The organism is Pseudomonas sp. A-B-19, assembly GCF_019947515.1.
Taxonomy (GTDB): Bacteria; Pseudomonadota; Gammaproteobacteria; order Pseudomonadales; family Pseudomonadaceae; genus Aquipseudomonas.
Genome location: NZ_JAGYGN010000027.1, coordinates 63,276 through 81,724, shown reverse-complemented (window position 1 = coordinate 81,724; position 18,449 = coordinate 63,276). Strand labels below are relative to the sequence as shown.

17 protein-coding genes and 1 riboswitch are annotated in these 18,449 nt (G+C 60.2%); of the genes, 5 read left to right on the top strand and 12 right to left on the bottom strand.

Annotated features, from left to right (window positions below):
• Positions 1-214 precede the first annotated feature (214 nt).
• The 7 genes from KGA81_RS24330 to KGA81_RS24300 form a co-directional block, all read right to left on the bottom strand.
• Positions 215-955: an OmpA family protein gene (locus KGA81_RS24330; protein ID WP_204932043.1), complete on the bottom strand. Its 741-nt coding sequence runs from the start codon at positions 953-955 to the stop codon at positions 215-217.
• 103 nt (positions 956-1,058) lie between these two features.
• A complete protein-coding gene (locus tag KGA81_RS24325) occupies positions 1,059-1,700 on the bottom strand; it encodes an MBL fold metallo-hydrolase (protein ID WP_223549230.1) in 642 nt (213 codons plus the stop codon).
• A gap of 86 nt (positions 1,701-1,786) precedes the next feature.
• Positions 1,787-4,525, bottom strand: coding sequence for a LuxR C-terminal-related transcriptional regulator (locus tag KGA81_RS24320; RefSeq protein WP_223549228.1), 2,739 nt, complete (start codon positions 4,523-4,525; stop codon positions 1,787-1,789).
• Positions 4,526-4,701: 176 nt separating this feature from the next.
• Complete coding sequence (locus tag KGA81_RS24315) at positions 4,702-6,066, bottom strand: DUF1329 domain-containing protein (protein WP_223549226.1); 1,365 nt, start codon at positions 6,064-6,066, stop codon at positions 4,702-4,704.
• 28 nt (positions 6,067-6,094) lie between these two features.
• The gene (locus KGA81_RS24310) at positions 6,095-7,996 is read right to left on the bottom strand and encodes a DUF1302 domain-containing protein (protein ID WP_223549224.1); all 1,902 of its coding nucleotides are present in this window, start codon (positions 7,994-7,996) and stop codon (positions 6,095-6,097) included.
• A gap of 339 nt (positions 7,997-8,335) precedes the next feature.
• Positions 8,336-10,018: a fatty acid--CoA ligase gene (locus KGA81_RS24305; RefSeq protein WP_223549222.1), complete on the bottom strand. Its 1,683-nt coding sequence runs from the start codon at positions 10,016-10,018 to the stop codon at positions 8,336-8,338.
• Positions 10,019-10,216: 198 nt separating this feature from the next.
• Positions 10,217-10,846 (bottom strand): LysE family translocator, encoded by a 630-nt coding sequence (locus tag KGA81_RS24300; protein ID WP_223549220.1) that lies wholly within the window; start codon positions 10,844-10,846, stop codon positions 10,217-10,219.
• 284 nt (positions 10,847-11,130) lie between these two features.
• On the opposite strand from KGA81_RS24300, the gene KGA81_RS24295 reads away from it, so the two are divergent.
• The 3 genes from KGA81_RS24295 (at position 11,131) to KGA81_RS24285 (ending at position 13,978) form a co-directional block, all read left to right on the top strand.
• On the top strand, positions 11,131-12,096 hold the full coding sequence (locus tag KGA81_RS24295) for a 2-hydroxyacid dehydrogenase (RefSeq protein WP_223549218.1): 966 nt from the start codon (positions 11,131-11,133) through the stop codon (positions 12,094-12,096).
• Between the two features lie 33 nt (positions 12,097-12,129).
• Positions 12,130-13,128, top strand: a complete 999-nt coding sequence (locus KGA81_RS24290) for a class I SAM-dependent methyltransferase (protein WP_223549216.1) — start codon at positions 12,130-12,132, stop codon at positions 13,126-13,128.
• A 52-nt stretch (positions 13,129-13,180) separates the two neighbouring features.
• Positions 13,181-13,303, top strand: a riboswitch (yybP-ykoY riboswitch).
• Between the two features lie 90 nt (positions 13,304-13,393).
• Positions 13,394-13,978, top strand: coding sequence for a TMEM165/GDT1 family protein (locus KGA81_RS24285; RefSeq protein WP_108214890.1), 585 nt, complete (start codon positions 13,394-13,396; stop codon positions 13,976-13,978).
• 146 nt (positions 13,979-14,124) lie between these two features.
• On the opposite strand, the gene KGA81_RS24280 is transcribed toward KGA81_RS24285, so the two are convergent.
• The 4 genes from KGA81_RS24280 to KGA81_RS24265 form a co-directional block, all read right to left on the bottom strand.
• Positions 14,125-14,943, bottom strand: coding sequence for a M48 family metallopeptidase (locus KGA81_RS24280; protein ID WP_223549214.1), 819 nt, complete (start codon positions 14,941-14,943; stop codon positions 14,125-14,127).
• A 280-nt stretch (positions 14,944-15,223) separates the two neighbouring features.
• A complete protein-coding gene (locus tag KGA81_RS24275) occupies positions 15,224-15,847 on the bottom strand; it encodes an SOS response-associated peptidase (RefSeq protein WP_223549212.1) in 624 nt (207 codons plus the stop codon).
• 35 nt (positions 15,848-15,882) lie between these two features.
• A complete protein-coding gene (locus KGA81_RS24270; protein ID WP_008045983.1) occupies positions 15,883-16,143 on the bottom strand; it encodes a putative signal transducing protein in 261 nt (86 codons plus the stop codon).
• Positions 16,144-16,152: 9 nt separating this feature from the next.
• Entirely contained in the window at positions 16,153-16,335 is a 183-nt protein-coding gene (locus KGA81_RS24265) for a CPXCG motif-containing cysteine-rich protein (RefSeq protein WP_223549210.1), read from the bottom strand.
• Between the two features lie 141 nt (positions 16,336-16,476).
• On the opposite strand from KGA81_RS24265, the gene KGA81_RS24260 reads away from it, so the two are divergent.
• Positions 16,477-17,643, top strand: coding sequence for a 1-acyl-sn-glycerol-3-phosphate acyltransferase (locus tag KGA81_RS24260; RefSeq protein ID WP_223549208.1), 1,167 nt, complete (start codon positions 16,477-16,479; stop codon positions 17,641-17,643).
• A 79-nt stretch (positions 17,644-17,722) separates the two neighbouring features.
• On the opposite strand, the gene KGA81_RS24255 is transcribed toward KGA81_RS24260, so the two are convergent.
• Positions 17,723-18,001 carry a hypothetical protein gene (locus KGA81_RS24255; RefSeq protein ID WP_108214884.1) on the bottom strand — a complete coding sequence of 93 codons (279 nt, stop codon included), beginning with the start codon at positions 17,999-18,001 and terminating at the stop codon, positions 17,723-17,725.
• A gap of 190 nt (positions 18,002-18,191) precedes the next feature.
• On the opposite strand from KGA81_RS24255, the gene KGA81_RS24250 reads away from it, so the two are divergent.
• The gene (locus KGA81_RS24250) at positions 18,192-18,398 is read left to right on the top strand and encodes a hypothetical protein (RefSeq protein ID WP_085724026.1); all 207 of its coding nucleotides are present in this window, start codon (positions 18,192-18,194) and stop codon (positions 18,396-18,398) included.
• The last annotated feature ends 51 nt before the right edge of the window (positions 18,399-18,449 follow it).

Sequence of the window (18,449 nt, the reverse complement as noted above, 5' to 3'; positions counted from 1 at the left end):
TTTCAGGCTGGCCTCGCGGCTTCCCCCTTGCGTTTCACTACAGTTCTCGTCACTCATTCTGGTCACCACTTTTCAGGTGACTGGTTTTGGCCCATGCCGGGCACACTGGGAGCGGGCTTGCCCGCGAAGGGGCCAGAACTGAGGATACAAAAAAGCCCGCTTGATCTGTTTAGAATCGGGCGGGCCTTTTTACGCCTGGGGTTCAATCAGACGATCAAGGATACTGCTGAACCGTACCTTGCTGCTGAGCACCATACTGCTGACCCGGAATCGCCTTGAGGTTAACCTCGACACGGCGGTTCTGTGCACGGCCATTGACGTCGGCGTTGCTGGCAACCGGGCTATCCGGGCCGGCGCCACGAGCGCTCAGGTTGGCACCGCTGACACCTTGCGAGGTCAGATAGGTCGCCACGCTTTGGGCGCGACGCTGGGACAGGTCCATGTTGTGCTGACGGCTGCCGGTGCTGTCGGTATAGCCGACGATCTCGATCTGGTTCTGGTTGAACTCTTTCAGCGAGCCCGCCAGGTTGTTCAGCGGCTGATAGAAACTTGGGGCAATGTTCGCCGAATCGGTCGCGAACGTGATGTTGCCCGGCATGATCAGCTTGATCTGGTCGCCCTGGCGCTGCACTTCAACACCGGTGTTGGCCATGCTGGCGCGCAGCTTTTTCTCTTGCTGATCAGCGTAGTAGCCGTAGCCGGCGGCGGAAGCACCGACCACCGCAGCACCGATCAGGGCGCCCTTGCCACGGTTATCGTGGTTGATGGCAGCACCGGCCAACGCACCGGCCAGAGCGCCGAGGCCGCCGTATTTCGCGGTCTTGCTCATGCCTTCGGAGCCGCTATCCGCCTGACCCTGAGCCTGGCCCTGACCGCCGTATGGGTTAGGCGAGGCACAACCGGACAAAACGGCCACAGCTGTAGCGACAATAATCAAACGACGCGTGGTGAACATGTAAAGCTCCTACTTTTTTGCGTTCTGTGGTGCAACGGACCAAGGCATCAGCCTTTGCGGGCGTTGGATCATGTTAACGGGTAAAAATTCCGAATGTTACAAATCAGCCCCGAACAAAGGGGTTCTCGCGCATTTCGTCGCCCAGGCGAGTATCCGGACCATGCCCGGTTACCACGGTCGCGTCTTCGTCGAGGGTGTACAACCGCTGCTTGATCGAACGCACGATGGTCGCCTGGTCGCCCCCCCACAAATCCGTGCGCCCGACTCCACGACGAAACAGCGTATCACCGGCAATCAGCAGCTTGGCCCCGGAAAACCAGAAGCTCATGGAGCCCGGCGTATGACCTGGCGTGTGCAGCGCCACGCCACAACCGCAGGCCAGTTCTTCATCATCGGCCAGCCAGCGATCCGGGGAAGGCACCGGGGTATAAGGAACGCCGAACATCTGGCACTGCATTTCCAGGTTGTCCCATAGAAATTGGTCTTGCTTGTGCAAATGCAGGGTCGCGCCGGTTTTCTCCTTGAGTTGACCGGAAGCCAGGAAATGATCGAGGTGCGCATGGGTGTGAATGATGCTGACCACTTTCAGCCCCAGGGCATCGAGCCGCGCCAGGATCAGCTCATGATTGCCACCCGGATCGACGACGATGGCCTTTTTCGTCACCGGATCACCGATGATCGTGCAGTTGCACTGCAAAGGGCCGACGGGGAAGGTTTCGCGGATGAGGGTGGGTTGCTGGGACATCGGGGCCTGCTCGATTAACGGGGACGAGGGATTTTCGCACACTTGAGTATCCAGCCAATGGCCACGATGGGGAACGTGAAAAATCCTTAACCCAACACCCCCAACTCCTTGGCCCGCGCTACCGCCTGCGTACGCCGCTCGACCCCAAGCTTGCTGTTGATGTGGCTGGCGTGAGTCTTGACCGTGTGCAGGGAGATAAACAGCTGATCGCTGATTTCCTGGTTCGAACAGCCCTGGGCGATCAATCGCAGAACCGCCATTTCCCGCGTGCTGAGCTGTTCCGCGACCGCACAGGACTCCAGTCCGGGACGGGCAGCCAATGCCGGCAGTTTTTCACTGAGGCTCAGGGAAACGGGGGTTGGCGGACAGTTTTGAAGTTGCCCACGCAGCCAGTCCGGGTGCTCGGCCAACAGGCCCTCGAAGGGTTGCAACACTCCTCCGCCAGCGGCGTCCAGCGCCTGGGCCAGTGCCTTGCGTGCTTCCGGCTCCCGCCCGCTACCCAGCAATAACGCCACTTTTTGGGTCAATGCCATGGCACTGAGCATCTGCCGACCGCTTTGCTGGCCATGCTCAAGCAACGCATTCAAACGCCCTTCGGCCAGCATCGGTTGGCCCTGAATGACGTCCAGCAAGGCTTGTTGCAATTCGATATGCAGCGGCAATTGCGGGTGGAATTCCGGTGGCGCCGCCCCGTTTTCGCCGTTATAGGTCTGCCCCAGACGCGCCAGCCAGGCTTCGGCCAGATCGGTGCGCCCCTGGGCCAGCCAGAGTTCACATTTGACCAGAGTGATCATGGCCAGGTAATAAATGGGGGGCACGTCCCAGATGTGCATCAGCCGCTCGGCTTCGGCCAGTTCGGCAAAGGCTTTGGCGAACTCGCCACTGCTGCCTTCCAGCCTGGCAATCACGCAGTGGCCGATCAGCACGCTGATGTCACGACAGGCGCGTGCCTCGCTCAACCCGGCCTGCAATCGCACCCGCGCCAATTGCGGCTGCATGCGCAGGGCCAGCAGAAAACCTTCGTACAAGGTCAGCCGGGCGCGAACCGCATACAGCCGTTGCGCAGACAGGCTCTGCAGGCGTTGCATTCCCTGGCGGACCTCCTCCAGCGCCCGACAGATTTCCCCGCGCGCTTGCAGTACCCGGGCGCGGTCGTAGTGCGCCAGCGCTTCGAACAACGGGTTGCCAACCCGTTGCGCCAGCTCCAGCGATTCGCGGTTCAGCCCCCGCGCCCGCCACAGATCACCGTCGGCAATGGCCAGGTTGGACAGGGTCGAGAGGCACATCAGGCGCTGGCCGTAACGCTTGCATGGAAGACTTTCCAACGCTTCGCGGCAGTACCGCAGTGTCAGTTCGCGGTTGCCGCGCCCACGGGCAATGATGCCACTCAATGCCAGCCATTGAGCCAGCATGGACTTCTGGGCGGTGGCCGACGGAGCGGGCAGGAAGCGGCTCAAATGACTGGCCAGCTCCTCGGCGGCATCCAGTTGGCAAGCCATCCCCAGCGCCCAGCTATAGAGCACAATCAGTCGCGGCGTGCTGATCAGCAAGCTGTCAGGCAAGTCCATTTTCCAGCGCAGCAACATGCCGACGTTCTGCTCGGCCAGCAGTTGCTCTTCGGAGAGGTTCTGCACCAGGTTCGCCGCGACGTCCAGGTGACCGGCACGCAAGGCCTGCTCCACGGCCTCATCGAGCAGTCCCTGGGCATTGAACCAGCGGCAGGCACGCAGGTGCAGGCTGGCGGCCGGCACCATCGACTGGGAAGCAGGCCGCGTGCGCAACAGATCGGAAAACAGGTGATGGTAGCGATACCAATGGCCATGCTCGTCCAGTGGCACCAGGAACACCTGGTGGGCGAGCAGGAAGCGCAGGATCTCCCCGCTGTCATGGGCGTCGCGAACGGCGTCGCACAGCTCACTGCAAAAACGTTCCTGGGGTGCCGTGTCGTAGAGGAACGACTGGACCTCGGCAGGTAGGCAGTCGATGACTTCTTCGAGCAGATAATCGCGGATCAGCCCTTCCCCACCGTGCAACGATTGCGGCAGCGCGCCATCGGTGCCTGCCTCGGAGGCGGCCAGCAGCCAGAAGCGCAACCCCGCGACCCAACCTTCGCTGCGCTGGATCAGGCTTTCCAGCGCCTCACCGCGCAAGGAGCTGCTGTGCCGGTCGAGCAGGCTCAAGGCTTCGTCGTGGGTCAGGCGCAGATCCTGTTCATGCAATTCAAGTAGTTGCCGTGACAGCCGTAGCCGCGCCAGATGCCAGTCGGGACGTTGGCGACTGGTGACCATCACCAGCAAGCCATCGGGAAGATGATTGAGGAAAAACTGCAGGCAGCGGTCCAGCACCGGCCCTTGGGCCAGATGGTAATCATCCAGCACCAGCAGTAATGGTGTCGCTGTAGACAGGTGCACGGCCAGTTCGTCAAGTAGGCCGTCCAGCCACTCTTCGAACGCGAACGGCTGATGGCGCTGGCGCATTTTCAACAGCCCGAGCGATTGCCTGCCCAGATACGGAAAATAGTCCTGGAGGCCTTCCAGCAGGCGCTCGAGAAAACGCCCCGGGTCACTGTCGCGCGGGCTCAAGCCCAGCCAGAGACTTCGCCAGTGCGCCGGCAACCCCTGGCAAAACTCCACCGCCAACGAACTCTTGCCGAACCCTGCAGGTGCGCTGACCAGCAACAACCTGCCACCGAGCCCGGCACTCAGGCGCTCGCACAAACGTGGACGCAATACATGGCCATCGGGCAACGGCGGGCGGAAGAAGCGCCCGTCGAGTGTCGCGACAGCAACGTTTGCAGAACCTGGGGATGTAGACAAATCAGTCATAGCCGGCTCTTGTTTGAATTGCGGGTGGCGGCGTTGCAGATGTCCGCAGACTAGCCGTAAACGGATAGGGAATGAAGGTAGTTGCTACAAATGGCTACAAAAAGTCTACAAACAAAAAAAAACGCCCCGAACCAGTCGGGGCGTTTTCAGAGGATGCGGCCTCTACTCAGTTCACCTTAGCGAACACCATCCTGACGCAAGGCGGCCGGGGTGAAGTCGCTGGTGGTGGCAGTGAAGCCGAAGTCATAAGCCGACTTCTCTTCGTTTTTCATGCCCAGCGCCAGGTAACGACCCGATTGCAGGTCATACAGGGCTTCGAGGGCATACCACGGCACTTGCTTGTCGTAGTAGTTCTCGGCATGGGCCTCGGCGACGCGCCACAGTTGCCCGCGACCGTCGTAGTGATCGATGACCGCGGCTTGCCAGGTATCTTCGTCGATGTAGAAGTCCCGCTTGGCGTAGATGTGACGCTGACCTTCCTTCAGGGTTGCAACCACATGCCACACACGACGCAACTCGTAACGCGCCAGGTCCTGGTTGATGTGACCGGCCATGATGATGTCGGCGTATTTGAGTTTCGGATCGTCGAGCTTGTAGGCATCGGAACCGATGTACATCTCTTTCTTGCCTTCGAGCTTCCAGTCGTAACGATCCGGGGCGCCGTTGAACATGTCCAGGTTGTCGGAGGTACGCAGGCCGTCGGCCGCGGTACCCGGGCCGTCATAGGACACTTGCGGCGCGCGGCGCACACGACGCTGACCGGCGTTGTAAACCCACGCCGAACGCGGCTCCTTGACCTGATCGAGGGTTTCGTGAACCAGCAGCACACCACCGGCCAGACGTGCCGGCGCGGTCACTTTCTGCTTGAAGTAGAACAGGATGTTGCCCGGGTTTTTCGGGTCGTAATCCTTCATCTTGTCGCGGAACACGAACTGGTCCTGGAAGTACACCAGGCTGAATGAACCGTTCGGCTGTGGTGTGGCCTGGGTCACCAGACGGGTCACGCTGCCCCCGCGATAGCGGGTGATGTGGTTCCAGATGACTTCAACGCCGCTTTTCGGAATAGGGAACGGAATGGCGGTTTCAAAGTTCTCCAGGCCGTTGCCGCCGGACACCAGATTGGTGTTGGTGGCGTTGCGCTTGATGGCCGCGAACACGTCATCCGGCACGGTGGCACCGCGATGGGACGGATAAACCGGCATCTTGAAGGTTTCCGGGTAGCGCTTGAACATCGCGTACTGGCCCGGGGCGAGCTTTTCCTTGTATTGGTCGACGTTCTGCGCCGTGATGGTGAACAGCGGTTTTTCGCTGGCGAACGGATTGGACAGGAAACCTTTGCTGTCGACCGTACCGGCGTTCTTCGCCATCGGCTTCCAGGCCGGGATCGAACCGTCGGCGTTGCCCGCCATTTCGGCGCCCATCGGGGTCAGGCTCTTGCCCAGCTTGTCGGCCTCGGCCTGGGGAACCGCCGCCAAGACACTGGTCGCCAGCAGTGAAAGCCCGAGAACACCGGCGTGGAACAGACTCTTTGTTATTTTCATATGTGTGTTCGTCCTGAAAATACAGTGCTTAGAAGTTCACGCCGACGCTGAGCGCAACGAAGTCGCGGTCATCCACGGTGGTGTACTTGCCGTCGAAAAAGTTGGTGTAGGCCAGGCTCGCGGTGTAGGTGTTCTGGTACTCGGCGTCGACACCCAGGCTCACCGCTTTGCGGCCTTCCTCGAAGTTGCCGCCAGGGCCAGGTGAGTAACCGCTCACGTCATGGGACCAGGCAACGTTCGGCTTGAGGTTCACACCGGCAAACACGTCGTTGTATTCCCAGATGGCACGACCGCGGTAGCCCCACGAAGTCGGGGTGGTGAAGCCTTCATTGGTGCAGTTGCGGCTGCGGTTGTTGGTCGGCGTCCCCGGGCCGGCACCGTTGATGGTGCTGGTGTTGAGCGCCACGCAGGTATCGAGCGCGCCTGAGGCTGGCAACTCACCCGGGCCGTAGACCGGATCGCGGCCATAACGAACGTCGGAAGTGCTTTCCAGGCCGCCAACGTGGGTCACGCCCACTTCACCCACCAGGGTCAGACGGCTGGCGCCCATGACCTGGTCGAAGAAGTGCGTCAGGGTGGTCTGGAACTGGGTGACTTCCTTGCGACGATAGCCGTGCAGGTCCTGACCCGGCACGCCGGTAAGCAGCGATGCATTGGTCAATGGATTGTTCGGGTTGTTATTGCCCAAAGGACGTACACCGGCGAACAGGATGTCGGTGGAGTTGAGCTGCACCGGAGCGTTCGGACGGTAGCTGATCTCACCGCTCCACGCCGTACCGGTAGGCAGAGTGGTGGAGAAGCTCAGGCCATACAGGCGAATGTCTTCCGGATATTCGATGAAGTACTGCGAATTACCCGCCACCAGCAATGGCGCCAGTGCGGCGAACGGGCCCGGGAGCCCCGCTGCGGTGTTGTAGACCGACTGCGGCGCACCGGTGGCGCTGAAGATCGGCGCACGGCTGTGGTAGTTCATGAAGTAGGCACCGAATTCGGTGTCCAGCGGATCGAACATGTATTTGAAGGACGCGCCCCACTGGCCGCTGTCACGGGCATCACGATCGCCGCCACGGCGTACCAGAACACCCTCGTTGTTGACGTCGACACCATTGGCGGCCAAAGGCCCCAGGGCAATAGCCGGAATTTGCGAGCGTTTTGCCAGCACACGCAGGTTGTCGTTGCAGCCGTCGGCAACGATGTCTGGCTGGGAGAAGAACGTGCCGCAGTTGTCGACGACGGTCTGGTCCCATTCAAGTTGATAGAACGCTTCGGCCGAGAGGTTTTCGGTCAGGCTCTGGGACACATAGAACATGTTGACCGGGATCAGGCCTTCCTTGATCTCGGCACCCGGGCGGCGGAATGCAGACACGTCGATCGGGTTGATCGAGTTGATGCCGCCGCCAATGAAGGTACTTTCACCCCAGCTCACGACCTGCTTGCCCAGGCGCACGGAACCTGGTTGATCGGCAATGGAGTAGTTGTGGTAGACGAAGGCGTCGAGGATCTGGCCGCCGGCAGACTTGGCGCCTTCCTTGCGACCGTCGTCGCTGATGTCCTTGAACGGACGGCTTTCGTCTTTGAGTTCAAAGTCGTACCAGTATTTGCCACGGACGAAAACACCGGTATCGCCATATTTCAGTTCAAGGTCATGGATGCCCTTGAAGATCTTCGAGAAGGTTTCCCCGCTCTTGAAGTTCAGGTGACCGTCATCAGAGGTCTGGGACAAACCCTTGCCGCCGTTGTTGACACCGATGAGGTTCTTGTTCGGCTGCTGAGTAGACCAGCTGGCACCAATCGACAGGGATGAGTCGAACTGACCTTCGATTTCACCGACGTTGAAACTGACGCCGAATGCTGGCCCGGCGAGCGTAGAGGCAAGACTGACAGCCAGGGGCAGTTTCGCCCGGCGCCAGAACTGGTTTACTGATGTCATCGACGCTACTCCATGTGCATTTTATTTTTATGGCAATGAGCACTTCTAAAAACGCTGTGGATAACCGGGAGCCATGGCGTCCCAAAGTAATTCCAAAGATGCATCGCCCCGGTTCGTGCGGTTGCTCCGTTCTTAAAAATCCTTGAACGGACTATAGCCAGCAGGTAGTTGTGCTTGATCCCTCTAAAGTGTGATTTGCAGCTGCCAGCCACTCTGGAACGGTCCTTTCGCCAGTCCGACGCTCGTCGGCACGGCAAGGATGGCTGAAAAAATCGATTTGACAAGCCAAGCGCTTGCTTGGTGGGGTTGGCGTGCCCTTTCGGGCACGCCGGGAGGCGCTTAAAGCGTCGAGAGGAAGGTACTGTTGGTGGCCTGCCATTCGGAGATGTCGACACGAATACGCTTCTTGTCGAGTTTGCCGACGCTGGTCTTGGGAATTTCAGTAACAAGGGCGATCTGGCTCGGAATCGCCCACTTGCTCAGGTGCCCCAGCTCCACAAACGGCTTGAGGTGTTCCTTGAGCTCCCGGGCTCCGATTACGTACCCCTCACGAACCACCAGCAGGGCAAACGGCCGCTCGCCCCACTGCGGATCGGGGATCCCCACCACTGCTACTTCACGTACCGCCGCATGACGGCTGATCAGGTCTTCGAGGTCCAGGGAGGAAATCCACTCGCCACCGGTCTTGATCACGTCCTTGATCCGGTCGCGAATGTCGATCACGCCCATGCTGTCCAGGGTCGCCACATCGCCGGTGTGCAGCCATCCGCCGGCCCAGAGCTCGGCGCCCTTCTCGGGTTCATTGAAATAGCCCTCGGTGAGCCACGGGGCACGCAGCACAAGCTCACCCTGAGTCTCGCCGTCGGCGGGCAGGAAGTTGCCCTCGGTGTCGACGATCGCCGCTTCCACCAGTGGCCCAGGCACACCAGCCTTGATCCGGTAAGTGGTGCGCTCGTCTTCGGTACCGGCCATCAATTCGTCGTTGAGGTGCGCGCACGACACCAGAGGCCCGGTTTCCGACATGCCGTAGGCGGCGGTCAACTGAATGCCTTTGGCCTTGGCCGCCTCGTACAACGTGCGGTTCAGGGCGCTGCCGCCGATGACGATTTTCCAGCCGCCGAAGTCGACGTTCTGCGCGGCCTTGGCATTGAGGACCATCTGCAGGATGGTCGGCACGCAATGGGAGAACGTGACCTTCTCCTTGCGCCACAATTCCACCAGGTACTCCGGGTCATAGCGACCGGGATACACCTGCTTGAGCCCGAGCATGGTCGCCACATACGGCAAGCCCCAGGCGTGTACGTGGAACATCGGGGTGATCGGCATGTAGACGTCGTTCGTGCCCAACAGACGCACGCTATCGATCGCGCCCATGATGGTCGACACCCCAATGGTGTGCAGCACCAGTTGCCGATGGGTGAAGTACACGCCCTTGGGGTTACCGGTGGTGCCGGTGGTGTAGAACGTGGTCGCGACCGAGTTTTCGTCGAAATCCTCGAAGTCGTACTGCGGGCTCGCTGCGGCCAGCAGTTGTTCGTATTCGCCGACGAGGTTCGGCAGGTCCGCGGTTTTTTCCGGCAGGTCCGTCAGCAGCAGGGTTTTGTTGACCGTCGTCAGATGCCCTTCGATGGCCTTGTAGAGACCGACGAACTCGCTGTTGACCAGCACGAAGCGGTCCTCGGCGTGGTTCATGGTGTAGAGGATCTGTTCCGGCGACAGGCGTACGTTGATGGTATGGATCACCGCACCGATCATCGGGATGGCGAACATGCATTCCAGGTAACGATGGCTGTCCCAGTCCATCACACCCACGGCATCCCCGGGCTTGACCCCGGCCGCTGTCAGCACGTTGGCCAGACGGGCCACGCGTTCGATCAGGGTCGGGTAGCTGTAGCGCAACTTGTCGCGGTAGATGATCTCGCGGGTTTTCTCATAACGGGCACCGGACATCAGCAGCCGTTTGATCAACAGCGGGTACTGGTAAGCGCCTTCGGCCGGGGGGATAACGCGAGTCTGCAACATAAGAATCCCTTTTTCTGACTGCACGGTCGTGACTGAAAGTAAGCACTGTAGTGCCCTTGATCGCCAGCCAAATCAGCCAAAGGAATGATTTGCAGAGCCGCGCAAATGCTAGCGTTGCGCCATCATTTGTAGGATTTCATGACAGGAACTGTAGGGGCTGCCGCAGCCTGCGGCAGCTCCTGCGGGATGTGTTATTGATCAATGCATCTCGGTAAAAGCCAGCTTCACGCCAATCGCAATCAGCACCGCGCCCATGGTCCGGTCGAACCAGTGCCCCATGCGCGCAAACCCGGCGCGTACGCGCTGCTGACTGAACAACATCGCCACCAGGCAAAACCAGGTTGCCGTCGCCACCGCCAGGTAAACCCCGTAACCGGCCTGTACGGCCAGTGGTGTGTGCGGGTTGATCACCACGGTGAACAACGAGAGGAAGAACAGCGTGGCTTTCGGATTGAGACCGTTGGTGACGAAACCCGAGGTGAAGGCACCACGGGCGGTGCGCTCGCCGGCTTCCTTGTGCAGACCGTCCGCCACAGGCTTGGCCGGTTGCGCGCGCAGTGCCTTGTAACCGATGTACAGCAGATAAGCGGCGGCGGCCCATTTCAAGGCATTGAACAGCACGATCGACTGGGACACGATCAGGCCGATACCCAGCAACGAATAACCCACGTGCAGGAAAATCGCCGTCCCCACACCCAGCGCGGTCCAGGTACCCGCGCGGCGACCGTGGGTAACACTCTCACGCACCACCACGGCAAAGTCCGGGCCGGGGCTGGCCACGGCCAGCAGGTGAATCAGGGCAACGGTCAAGAACTCTGTCCAGTACATGGGGGCTCCTCTGGGGGCAGATCGATCAATTAAATAATGCGGTAGCGAACTTCACACTTGTGGCGAGGAAGCTTGCTCCCGCTCGGCTGCGCAGCAGTCGTAAAACCGGATGATGCGTAATGCCTGAAAAAACCGGGTGGCCGGGTTGGGGCCGCTCCGCAGCCCAGCGGGAGCAAGCTCCCTCGCCACGGGTTTGGTGTAACCGAGGCTTTGCGTATCTATTTATTTCATCTGGTAGGCTCGGCAGATTACGCCTTCAGCTCATTGCACAAAAGGTACAGTTGATGATGAACACTCGCCGCGCCGTTTTCCTCGACCATCCTTCCCTGGACCTCGGCGACCTTGACCTCAATCCTCTGCGCAACTGTTTCAGCGATTTGCAGCTGTTCGCCCAGACCTTGCCTGATCAAGTCATCGAACACCTCAAGGGCGCCACCGTCGCCATCAGCAACAAAATTGTCATCGATGCCGCCGCCATGGCCGCCAGCCCTGATCTCAAGCTGATCCTGATCACCGCCACCGGCACCAACAATGTCGACCTCGCCGCCGCCCGCGCCCGCGGGATAACCGTGTGCAATTGCCAAGGCTACGGTACGCCATCGGTGGCGCAGCACACGATCATGTTGCTGCTCAACCTGGCCACACGCCTGGCCGATTATCAAAAAGCCGTCGACGAAGGTCGCTGGCAGCAGGCCAAACAGTTCTGTTTGCTGGATTACCCGATTGTCGAACTCGAAGGCAAAACCCTTGGCCTATTGGGCCACGGCGAATTGGGCGGCGCAGTCGCACGGCTGGCCGAAGCCTTCGGCATGCGCGTTCTGCTGGGGCAAATTCCCGGACGCCCTGCCCGGCCGGACCGACTGCCGCTGGATGAACTGTTGCCACAGGTCGATGCCCTGACCTTGCACTGCCCACTCAACGAACATACCCGCCACTTCATCGGTGCCCGTGAACTGGCCTCGATGAAGCCCGGTGCATTTGTGGTCAACACCGCACGCGGTGGTCTGATCGACGAACAGGCGCTGGCCGACGCCCTGCGCAACGGGCATCTGGGCGGCGCCGCCACGGACGTGCTGAGCGTCGAGCCACCCATCAATGGCAATCCGCTGCTGGCCCACGATATTCCGCGCCTGATCGTCACCCCGCACAACGCCTGGGGCAGTCGCGAAGCGCGCCAGCGAATCGTTGGCCAAGTGACCGAAAACGCACTGGGATACTTCAGCGGTAAGGCGCTGCGGGTCGTCAGTTGATAAACTGCGGCACTTTTATTCACAGGAGCAGTTATGGATCCGCGCAGTGAAGTACTGCTTCGTCAGGCCGAGTTATTCCAGGGTTCGGTGTTGTTGGCCGGTTTGCCCGCCGACGACTTGCTGGGCCGTCTGCCCGACGCTCACGGCTGGTGCTGGCACGCTGGCGATCAGGCCGCGCTGGACGCGCGCTTCGCCGAGCGCAGCCACTTTGGCGTGAATGCGCCTGAGCGCGCGTTCGATACCGCCGTGGTGTTTTTGCCCAAGGCCAAGGACCTGACCGATTACATCCTCAATGCCCTCGCCTCGCGGCTGGCCGGCCGCGAACTGTACCTGGTCGGCGAGAAAAAAAGCGGCATCGAAGGCGCCGCCAAACAACTCAACCCGTTCGGCAAGCCACGCAAGCTCGACAGCGCGCGCCACTGCCAGCTCTGGCTGGTCACCGTGGCCAACGCGCCTGAAGCCAAACCGCTGGAAAGCCTGGCGCAGACTTACGAACTGCCACTGGCCGAAGGCCCGCTGAAGGTCATCAGCCTGCCGGGAGTGTTCAGCCATGGTCGCCTGGATCGCGGCAGCGCGCTGCTGCTGGAACATCTGGACAAACTGCCCGGCGGTCACCTGCTGGACTTCGGTTGCGGTGCAGGAGTCTTGGGCGCGGCGGTGAAACGTCGTTACCCGCACAATCAGGTCACTTTGCTGGATGTGGATGCTTTTGCCGCTGCCAGCAGTCGCCTGACCCTGGCGGCCAATGGTCTGGAAGCCGAAGTGATTACCGGTGACGGCATCGACACCGCACCGATGGGTTTGAGTGCGATTCTGAGCAATCCGCCGTTCCATGTCGGGGTGCACACCGACTATTTCGCGACGGAGAATTTGCTGCGAAAAGCAGCCAAACATCTGAAAAACGGTGGCGAACTTCGCTTGGTAGCGAACAGCTTCCTGAAGTACCAGCCATTGATCGAGGAGCACCTTGGCACCTGCACGATCAAGGCAGAAGGCCAGGGTTTTCGCATCTACCGGGCCAAACGCGGCTAAGGCTTTTTTTGAAAAAGAAGGCTTGCCGAATGGATTTTGCCTAGGCAGAATCCGCTCCGTCCTAGGGGAGTAGTCTCCCACGAGCGCCACGCTCGTCCGGCATGCGTCAACATACTTGGTCAAAAGACCATGGCGCATGCGACCCAAGCATCCACATCAGATGGATCGCAGGGTTTGACAAGACCTATGACACGAACACCTTACCCGGGGCGGGAAGGCTGTACGTGTCATAGCCGTGTCGACCCGCCCCTTAGGAAAACCCCTGATGCTGGATTCACTACTCGTACCTACCGCAATCGTTGCCTTGGCCGAAATCGGCGACAAGACGCAACTGCTCGCGCTCATTCTCGCTGCCCGCTTCCGCAAGCCCTGGCCGATCATCGCCGGTATCGTCGCCGCGACCCTGGCCAACCACGCTGCAGCCGGTGCGATAGGCGCCTGGGTCGGCAGTTTCTTCTCGGATACGATGCTGCACTGGATCCTCGCCGCAAGCTTCGCCGCGACTGCCTTGTGGACCCTGGTGCCGGACAAGATGGATGACGACGAAGCCAGCACCGCCCGCAAGTTCGGGCCGTTCCTGACCACGCTGATCGCGTTCTTCCTGGCGGAAATCGGCGACAAGACGCAGATCGCGACCGTGATGCTGGCTGCGCAATATCCGGAGTTGTGGCTGGTGATCATCGGCACCACCCTCGGCATGTTGATTGCCAACGTACCGGTGGTTCTGGCGGGCAACTTCGCCGCAGACAAGCTGCCATTGACCCTGATCCGTCGACTGGCGGCGTCGGCGTTCTTCGTCCTGGCGATTGTCGCGGTGTACAAGGCGATGCAGAGCAGCGGGTGGGTTTGACGGTTTAGGTCGATAGACCGAGTTTTCGTTCATCGCGAGCAAGCTCGCTCCCACAGGGTTCGGTGTCGAGCACAAAACCAATGTGGGAGCGGGCTTGCTCCGGGCGGCGTTCCGACGATGGCGGTAGCGGCTTCACCACATAGATATCAGGACTTCCTGGCCTGCTCATACAGCGGCATGACCTTCGGAATCGCCGCCTGCAACGCCGCAATACGACTCGACGACGCAGGGTGAGTGCTCATGAACTCCGGTGGCGCACCTTCCGACACCTTGCTCATTTTGTTCCACAGGGTAATTGCGGCATTCGGGTTGTAGCCGGCGCGGGCCGCCAATTCCAGGCCAATCAGGTCCGCTTCGTTTTCATTGGCGCGACTGTTGGGCAAGGTCATGCCGTAGTTGGCCACGGTATCGGCCAGGGCCATGGTGTCCTGCCCCAATCCCAACAAGGCACCGGCGCCCTGCTTGGCCATTTCGATGCCGTAAGCCTTGGACATCGCTTCACGACCGTGCTCACGCAGGGCGTGGGCGATTTCATGGCCCATGATCGCGGCGATTTCATCGTCAGTCAGATTCAGCCTGTCGATCAGGCCGGTGTAAAAGATGATCTTGCCGCCAGGGCCGCAATTGGCATTGAGCTCATCGCTCTTGATCAGGTTGACTTCCCACTTCCACTGAGCCGCGTCCGGACGAAACGTCGGCGTCTGGGCAATCAGCCGGTCGGCAATCAGCTGAACCCGCCGGGCTTCATTACTGCTCTTGTCCAGCACACCTTTGCTCGATGCCTCGCCCACTGTCTTCTGATAGGACTGAGCGTACATCTGGTCGACCTCTTGCGAGGACAACATGCTGAACATGTACTGCTTGCGCTCAATGCCCACGGCACCGCCGCTGGTGGTATTGACCGACTGACAACCGCTGAGCAGCAGCGCTGCGCCCAGTGCACTGACAACCAAAATCTTGCTCATCAAAAAATTCCCTGAAAACATGCCGCGTATCCTAGGCGTGGAAAAGTAGCGACGCCAGATCCAATGGACGTAAGACGCACAATTCAGACAAAACTCTCATCGCCGTAGAAAAAATTCACATACGGCGACAGGAAACAGCAGCGGCACTGATCAATCAGTTGCGGGTCTGATCCGAAGCCCCCATCGCGAGCAAGCTCGCTCCCACATTGGATCTATGGCGTACACAAAACCCCTGGGAACGAGCTTGCTCGCGATGGGGCCGGTTCAGCCGCCCAATAACTCAACCCGGAGTGAGACACTCCGGACCATTGAGCTTCGGATCATTGACCATGTTGGCCAGCACCCGCTCGCGCAATGCGGCAGGCTCACTGGCCAGCAATGCTTGCAAAGCATGTAATGGCGTCTCGGGATCCAGCCACGCGGCCTGCCCCGCCTCATCCAGAATCAACGGCCGTCGCTGGCTCGCCGCCGGCTGGGTAATCACCGCGGTACTCAGCCACACTTGCTCCTGCACCGGATACGCCTCCCAGATCGCCGCAAAGAACAATGACGAGCCCTCCCCCGGTGTCAGCCAGTACGGGCGCTTGCGCGTCGTGCCGCGCCACTCGTAGAAACCGTTGGCCGGCAACAGGCAGCGGCGCAAGCGCAGGGCTTCGCGGAACATCGGTTGTTCGGCCACGGTTTCGGCGCGGGCATGAGCCGGGGTGCGAGACAGATCGGTCAGCCAGGGTGGCGTCAGGCCCCAGCGGGCGCGGGCCAGCGTGCGCTGGCCGTCAGGCCCGGCCCGCAGCATCAACACCGAATCATTGGGGGAAATGTTCCACTGCGCCTGCTGGTCGGAGGGAAAACCGGGCAGCGCCGCGAAGGCGGGGTTCCAGCGAAACAGGGCATAACGTCCACACATGGGGCAACACAGCTCTTGATCAAACGAACGCCAGCCTAACAGACCAGCGTGCCGGGAAAACTGTCCGGCTCATCGCCGGACAGCGGCAATGCGGCATTGTACGCAGTGATCAGCTCACGGGCGTATGCAGCCTGGTCGTTCTCGACCGACAGCCCGAGCAAGCCATAGATCGGCAACTCCCCGGAGCCGCCGAGCAAATCACGGCCCACCAGATGCGCCTCGATACCCTCGCTGGCGAGCATGCCTTGCAGCAACTCGCCTTCCATCAGGTTCTCCGGATCATAGATGCGCTGCATACACGCTCCTCACTCGTTTTCACTGAACACTTCGAGATGCCATTCCCCTTCATGAACCTGTAACACGAAGGTTATCGGCCGGCAGCACACCTGGCAGTCTTCAATATAGGTCTGATCGCCACCGGACAAATCCAGCGTCGTCTCGACTTCTTCACCACAATACGGACATTCATACTGCGCAGTTTCCAGCATCGCGGTCTCCCAGGTGACTTGTGCGTATAATCGCCGGTCTATTTGCAGGGCTATTTTTGTCTGGCTTCTTTTTCAGACCGTGCCCCACCGTTTTTTTCGATTAAAACCTTTACTTACCCTAGCCGTTTCCAACAAGAGAGCATGATGGGCGAATTCGATGCCATCCGACCTTACGACGACAGCGAAGTCCCGGCAGTGCTGGCACGACTGCTCGGCGACAAGGCGTTTCTAGATATCCTCACCCACTTCCGCTTCCCGCGTTTCGCCGGCGCTTTAGGCTGGGCACTCAAACCTCTTATAGCCCATCGGTTGCGCCGTGAGTTTGCCGGCATTACCTCCGTGGCCACGTTACAGGACAAAGTCGAGGTTTACGTCGACCACACCATCGAACGCGCCACCGACGGTGTCACTTATACCGGGGTGGAGCAATTCAAGTCCGGCAATGCCTACCTGTTTATCGCCAACCACCGCGATATCGTGATGGACCCGGCCTTCGTCAACTATGCCGTGTACCACGCCGGCCTGCCGACCCCGCGCATCGCCATTGGCGACAACCTGCTGCAAAAGCCTTTCGTCAGCGACCTGATGCGCCTGAACAAGAGCTTCATCGTGCACCGCTCGATCAGCGGACGCCGGGAGAAAATGGCGGCTTATCAACTGTTGTCGGCGTACATCAACCATTCGATCCGCAACGATTGCGCCTCGATCTGGATCGCCCAGGCCGAAGGACGCGCCAAGGACGGTGACGACCGTACCGAATCGGCGATCCTCAAGATGTTCCACATGAGCCGCAAGGACGAGCCGTTCGGCGAAGTCATCCAGTCGCTGAACCTGACCCCGGTGTCGATCAGCTACGAGTACGACCCGTGCGACCAGGCCAAGGCCCGCGAGCTTTACATCCGCGCCACCACCGGCAGCTACACCAAGGTGCCGGGCGAGGATGACGTAAGCATCGCCAAGGGCATCACCGGCTACAAGGGCCGGGTGCATGTGAACTTTGCCGCGCCGATCACCGAACTGTTCGAAGACACCAAGCAATTGGCGGTCGAGATGGACAGGCAAATCCTCAGCGGCTATCGCTTGTTCCCGGTGCACTACCTGGCGTACGCGCAGTGGAAAGACGCCGATCCGCAGTTGCAGGTGCCAAAAGCCGCCGAAGTGTTCGCTGCCGAGGAACTGGCCAAGGCCCAGGAAGAATGGCAACGCCGCCTGGACGCCTGCCCTGAAGAGCATCGTCCGTTCCTGGTGCTGCAATATGCGACGCCGGTGCGCAATCAGTACCGGGTGAAGGCAGGGTTGGCGCTGTAAGCGGTTGCGGCTGGATACAAAAAACGGCGCTTTTTGTGGCGAGGGGGCTTGCCCCCTCGCCACAGGTTTTACTTCAGCCTCAGACCTGAGTGCTGATCCAGGAAACCAGCAGCGCCATCCCCATGCAGGCAAAACCGAAGATGTAGAAAAACCGGTTCTTGCGCAAGGTCGCCCAGTCCAGCGTGGGCTCTACGTTGGGGCTGCTCTGGCGCTGTGACTGAAGGCTGGCCATCGCGCGCATTTCACGACGACGGGTGGCGTGCAGCAGCCAGCCGCCCGGGAAGGCAAAGAGCAAGGCCAGCAGATTGATCAATTTGGCGGGATGGGCGGTAAACAGCGTCATCAAGTGCAGCGACATCACAAACCTCAAGTCAAACAAGTGGCAGGTGCCGGACCGGCGACCGCGGCGCGGATTCTACCGAAAGCCTGCGCGCCTGCCCCCTGTTTCCGACAAATAACAAAGCAATTGATCAGTGGCTGTCCTGCGTCACGGCTTCGTCATCTGTATCGGCGATCATGCGCGCCTCGAAACCGACAGGGACCACGTCATGCTCCACGCCGAAAACCAGGATCGTCTTTACCTCATCACCCCCAGCGAAGAACAACAAGCCCTCGTCGGCAGCCTCGCTTTCAACGTTCAGGACCGCCATTGGCTGGTGTATTGCGCCCTGGGCGGGCATCAACATGCGGATTTGCCGGAAACGGATTTGCTGACAGGCGTGAGTGTGCTGGATTTTTACTCGCAGGCGGCGTGACACCCCCGATCTCCTGTGGGAGCGAGCCTGCTCGCGATGGACTTGAAGACG

What these genes read in the sequence shown, in the direction of transcription:
- KGA81_RS24330 (WP_204932043.1), bottom strand. Translation starts at nt 955, where the DNA reads ATGTTCACCACGCGTCGTTTGATTATTGTCGCTACAGCTGTGGCCGTT.
- KGA81_RS24325 (WP_223549230.1), bottom strand. Translation starts at nt 1,700, where the DNA reads ATGTCCCAGCAACCCACCCTCATCCGCGAAACCTTCCCCGTCGGCCCT.
- KGA81_RS24320 (WP_223549228.1), bottom strand. Translation starts at nt 4,525, where the DNA reads ATGACTGATTTGTCTACATCCCCAGGTTCTGCAAACGTTGCTGTCGCG.
- KGA81_RS24315 (WP_223549226.1), bottom strand. Translation starts at nt 6,066, where the DNA reads ATGAAAATAACAAAGAGTCTGTTCCACGCCGGTGTTCTCGGGCTTTCA.
- KGA81_RS24310 (WP_223549224.1), bottom strand. Translation starts at nt 7,996, where the DNA reads ATGACATCAGTAAACCAGTTCTGGCGCCGGGCGAAACTGCCCCTGGCT.
- KGA81_RS24305 (WP_223549222.1), bottom strand. Translation starts at nt 10,018, where the DNA reads ATGTTGCAGACTCGCGTTATCCCCCCGGCCGAAGGCGCTTACCAGTAC.
- KGA81_RS24300 (WP_223549220.1), bottom strand. Translation starts at nt 10,846, where the DNA reads ATGTACTGGACAGAGTTCTTGACCGTTGCCCTGATTCACCTGCTGGCC.
- KGA81_RS24295 (WP_223549218.1), top strand. Translation starts at nt 11,131, where the DNA reads ATGATGAACACTCGCCGCGCCGTTTTCCTCGACCATCCTTCCCTGGAC.
- KGA81_RS24290 (WP_223549216.1), top strand. Translation starts at nt 12,130, where the DNA reads ATGGATCCGCGCAGTGAAGTACTGCTTCGTCAGGCCGAGTTATTCCAG.
- KGA81_RS24285 (WP_108214890.1), top strand. Translation starts at nt 13,394, where the DNA reads ATGCTGGATTCACTACTCGTACCTACCGCAATCGTTGCCTTGGCCGAA.
- KGA81_RS24280 (WP_223549214.1), bottom strand. Translation starts at nt 14,943, where the DNA reads ATGAGCAAGATTTTGGTTGTCAGTGCACTGGGCGCAGCGCTGCTGCTC.
- KGA81_RS24275 (WP_223549212.1), bottom strand. Translation starts at nt 15,847, where the DNA reads ATGTGTGGACGTTATGCCCTGTTTCGCTGGAACCCCGCCTTCGCGGCG.
- KGA81_RS24270 (WP_008045983.1), bottom strand. Translation starts at nt 16,143, where the DNA reads ATGCAGCGCATCTATGATCCGGAGAACCTGATGGAAGGCGAGTTGCTG.
- KGA81_RS24265 (WP_223549210.1), bottom strand. Translation starts at nt 16,335, where the DNA reads ATGCTGGAAACTGCGCAGTATGAATGTCCGTATTGTGGTGAAGAAGTC.
- KGA81_RS24260 (WP_223549208.1), top strand. Translation starts at nt 16,477, where the DNA reads ATGATGGGCGAATTCGATGCCATCCGACCTTACGACGACAGCGAAGTC.
- KGA81_RS24255 (WP_108214884.1), bottom strand. Translation starts at nt 18,001, where the DNA reads ATGTCGCTGCACTTGATGACGCTGTTTACCGCCCATCCCGCCAAATTG.
- KGA81_RS24250 (WP_085724026.1), top strand. Translation starts at nt 18,192, where the DNA reads ATGCTCCACGCCGAAAACCAGGATCGTCTTTACCTCATCACCCCCAGC.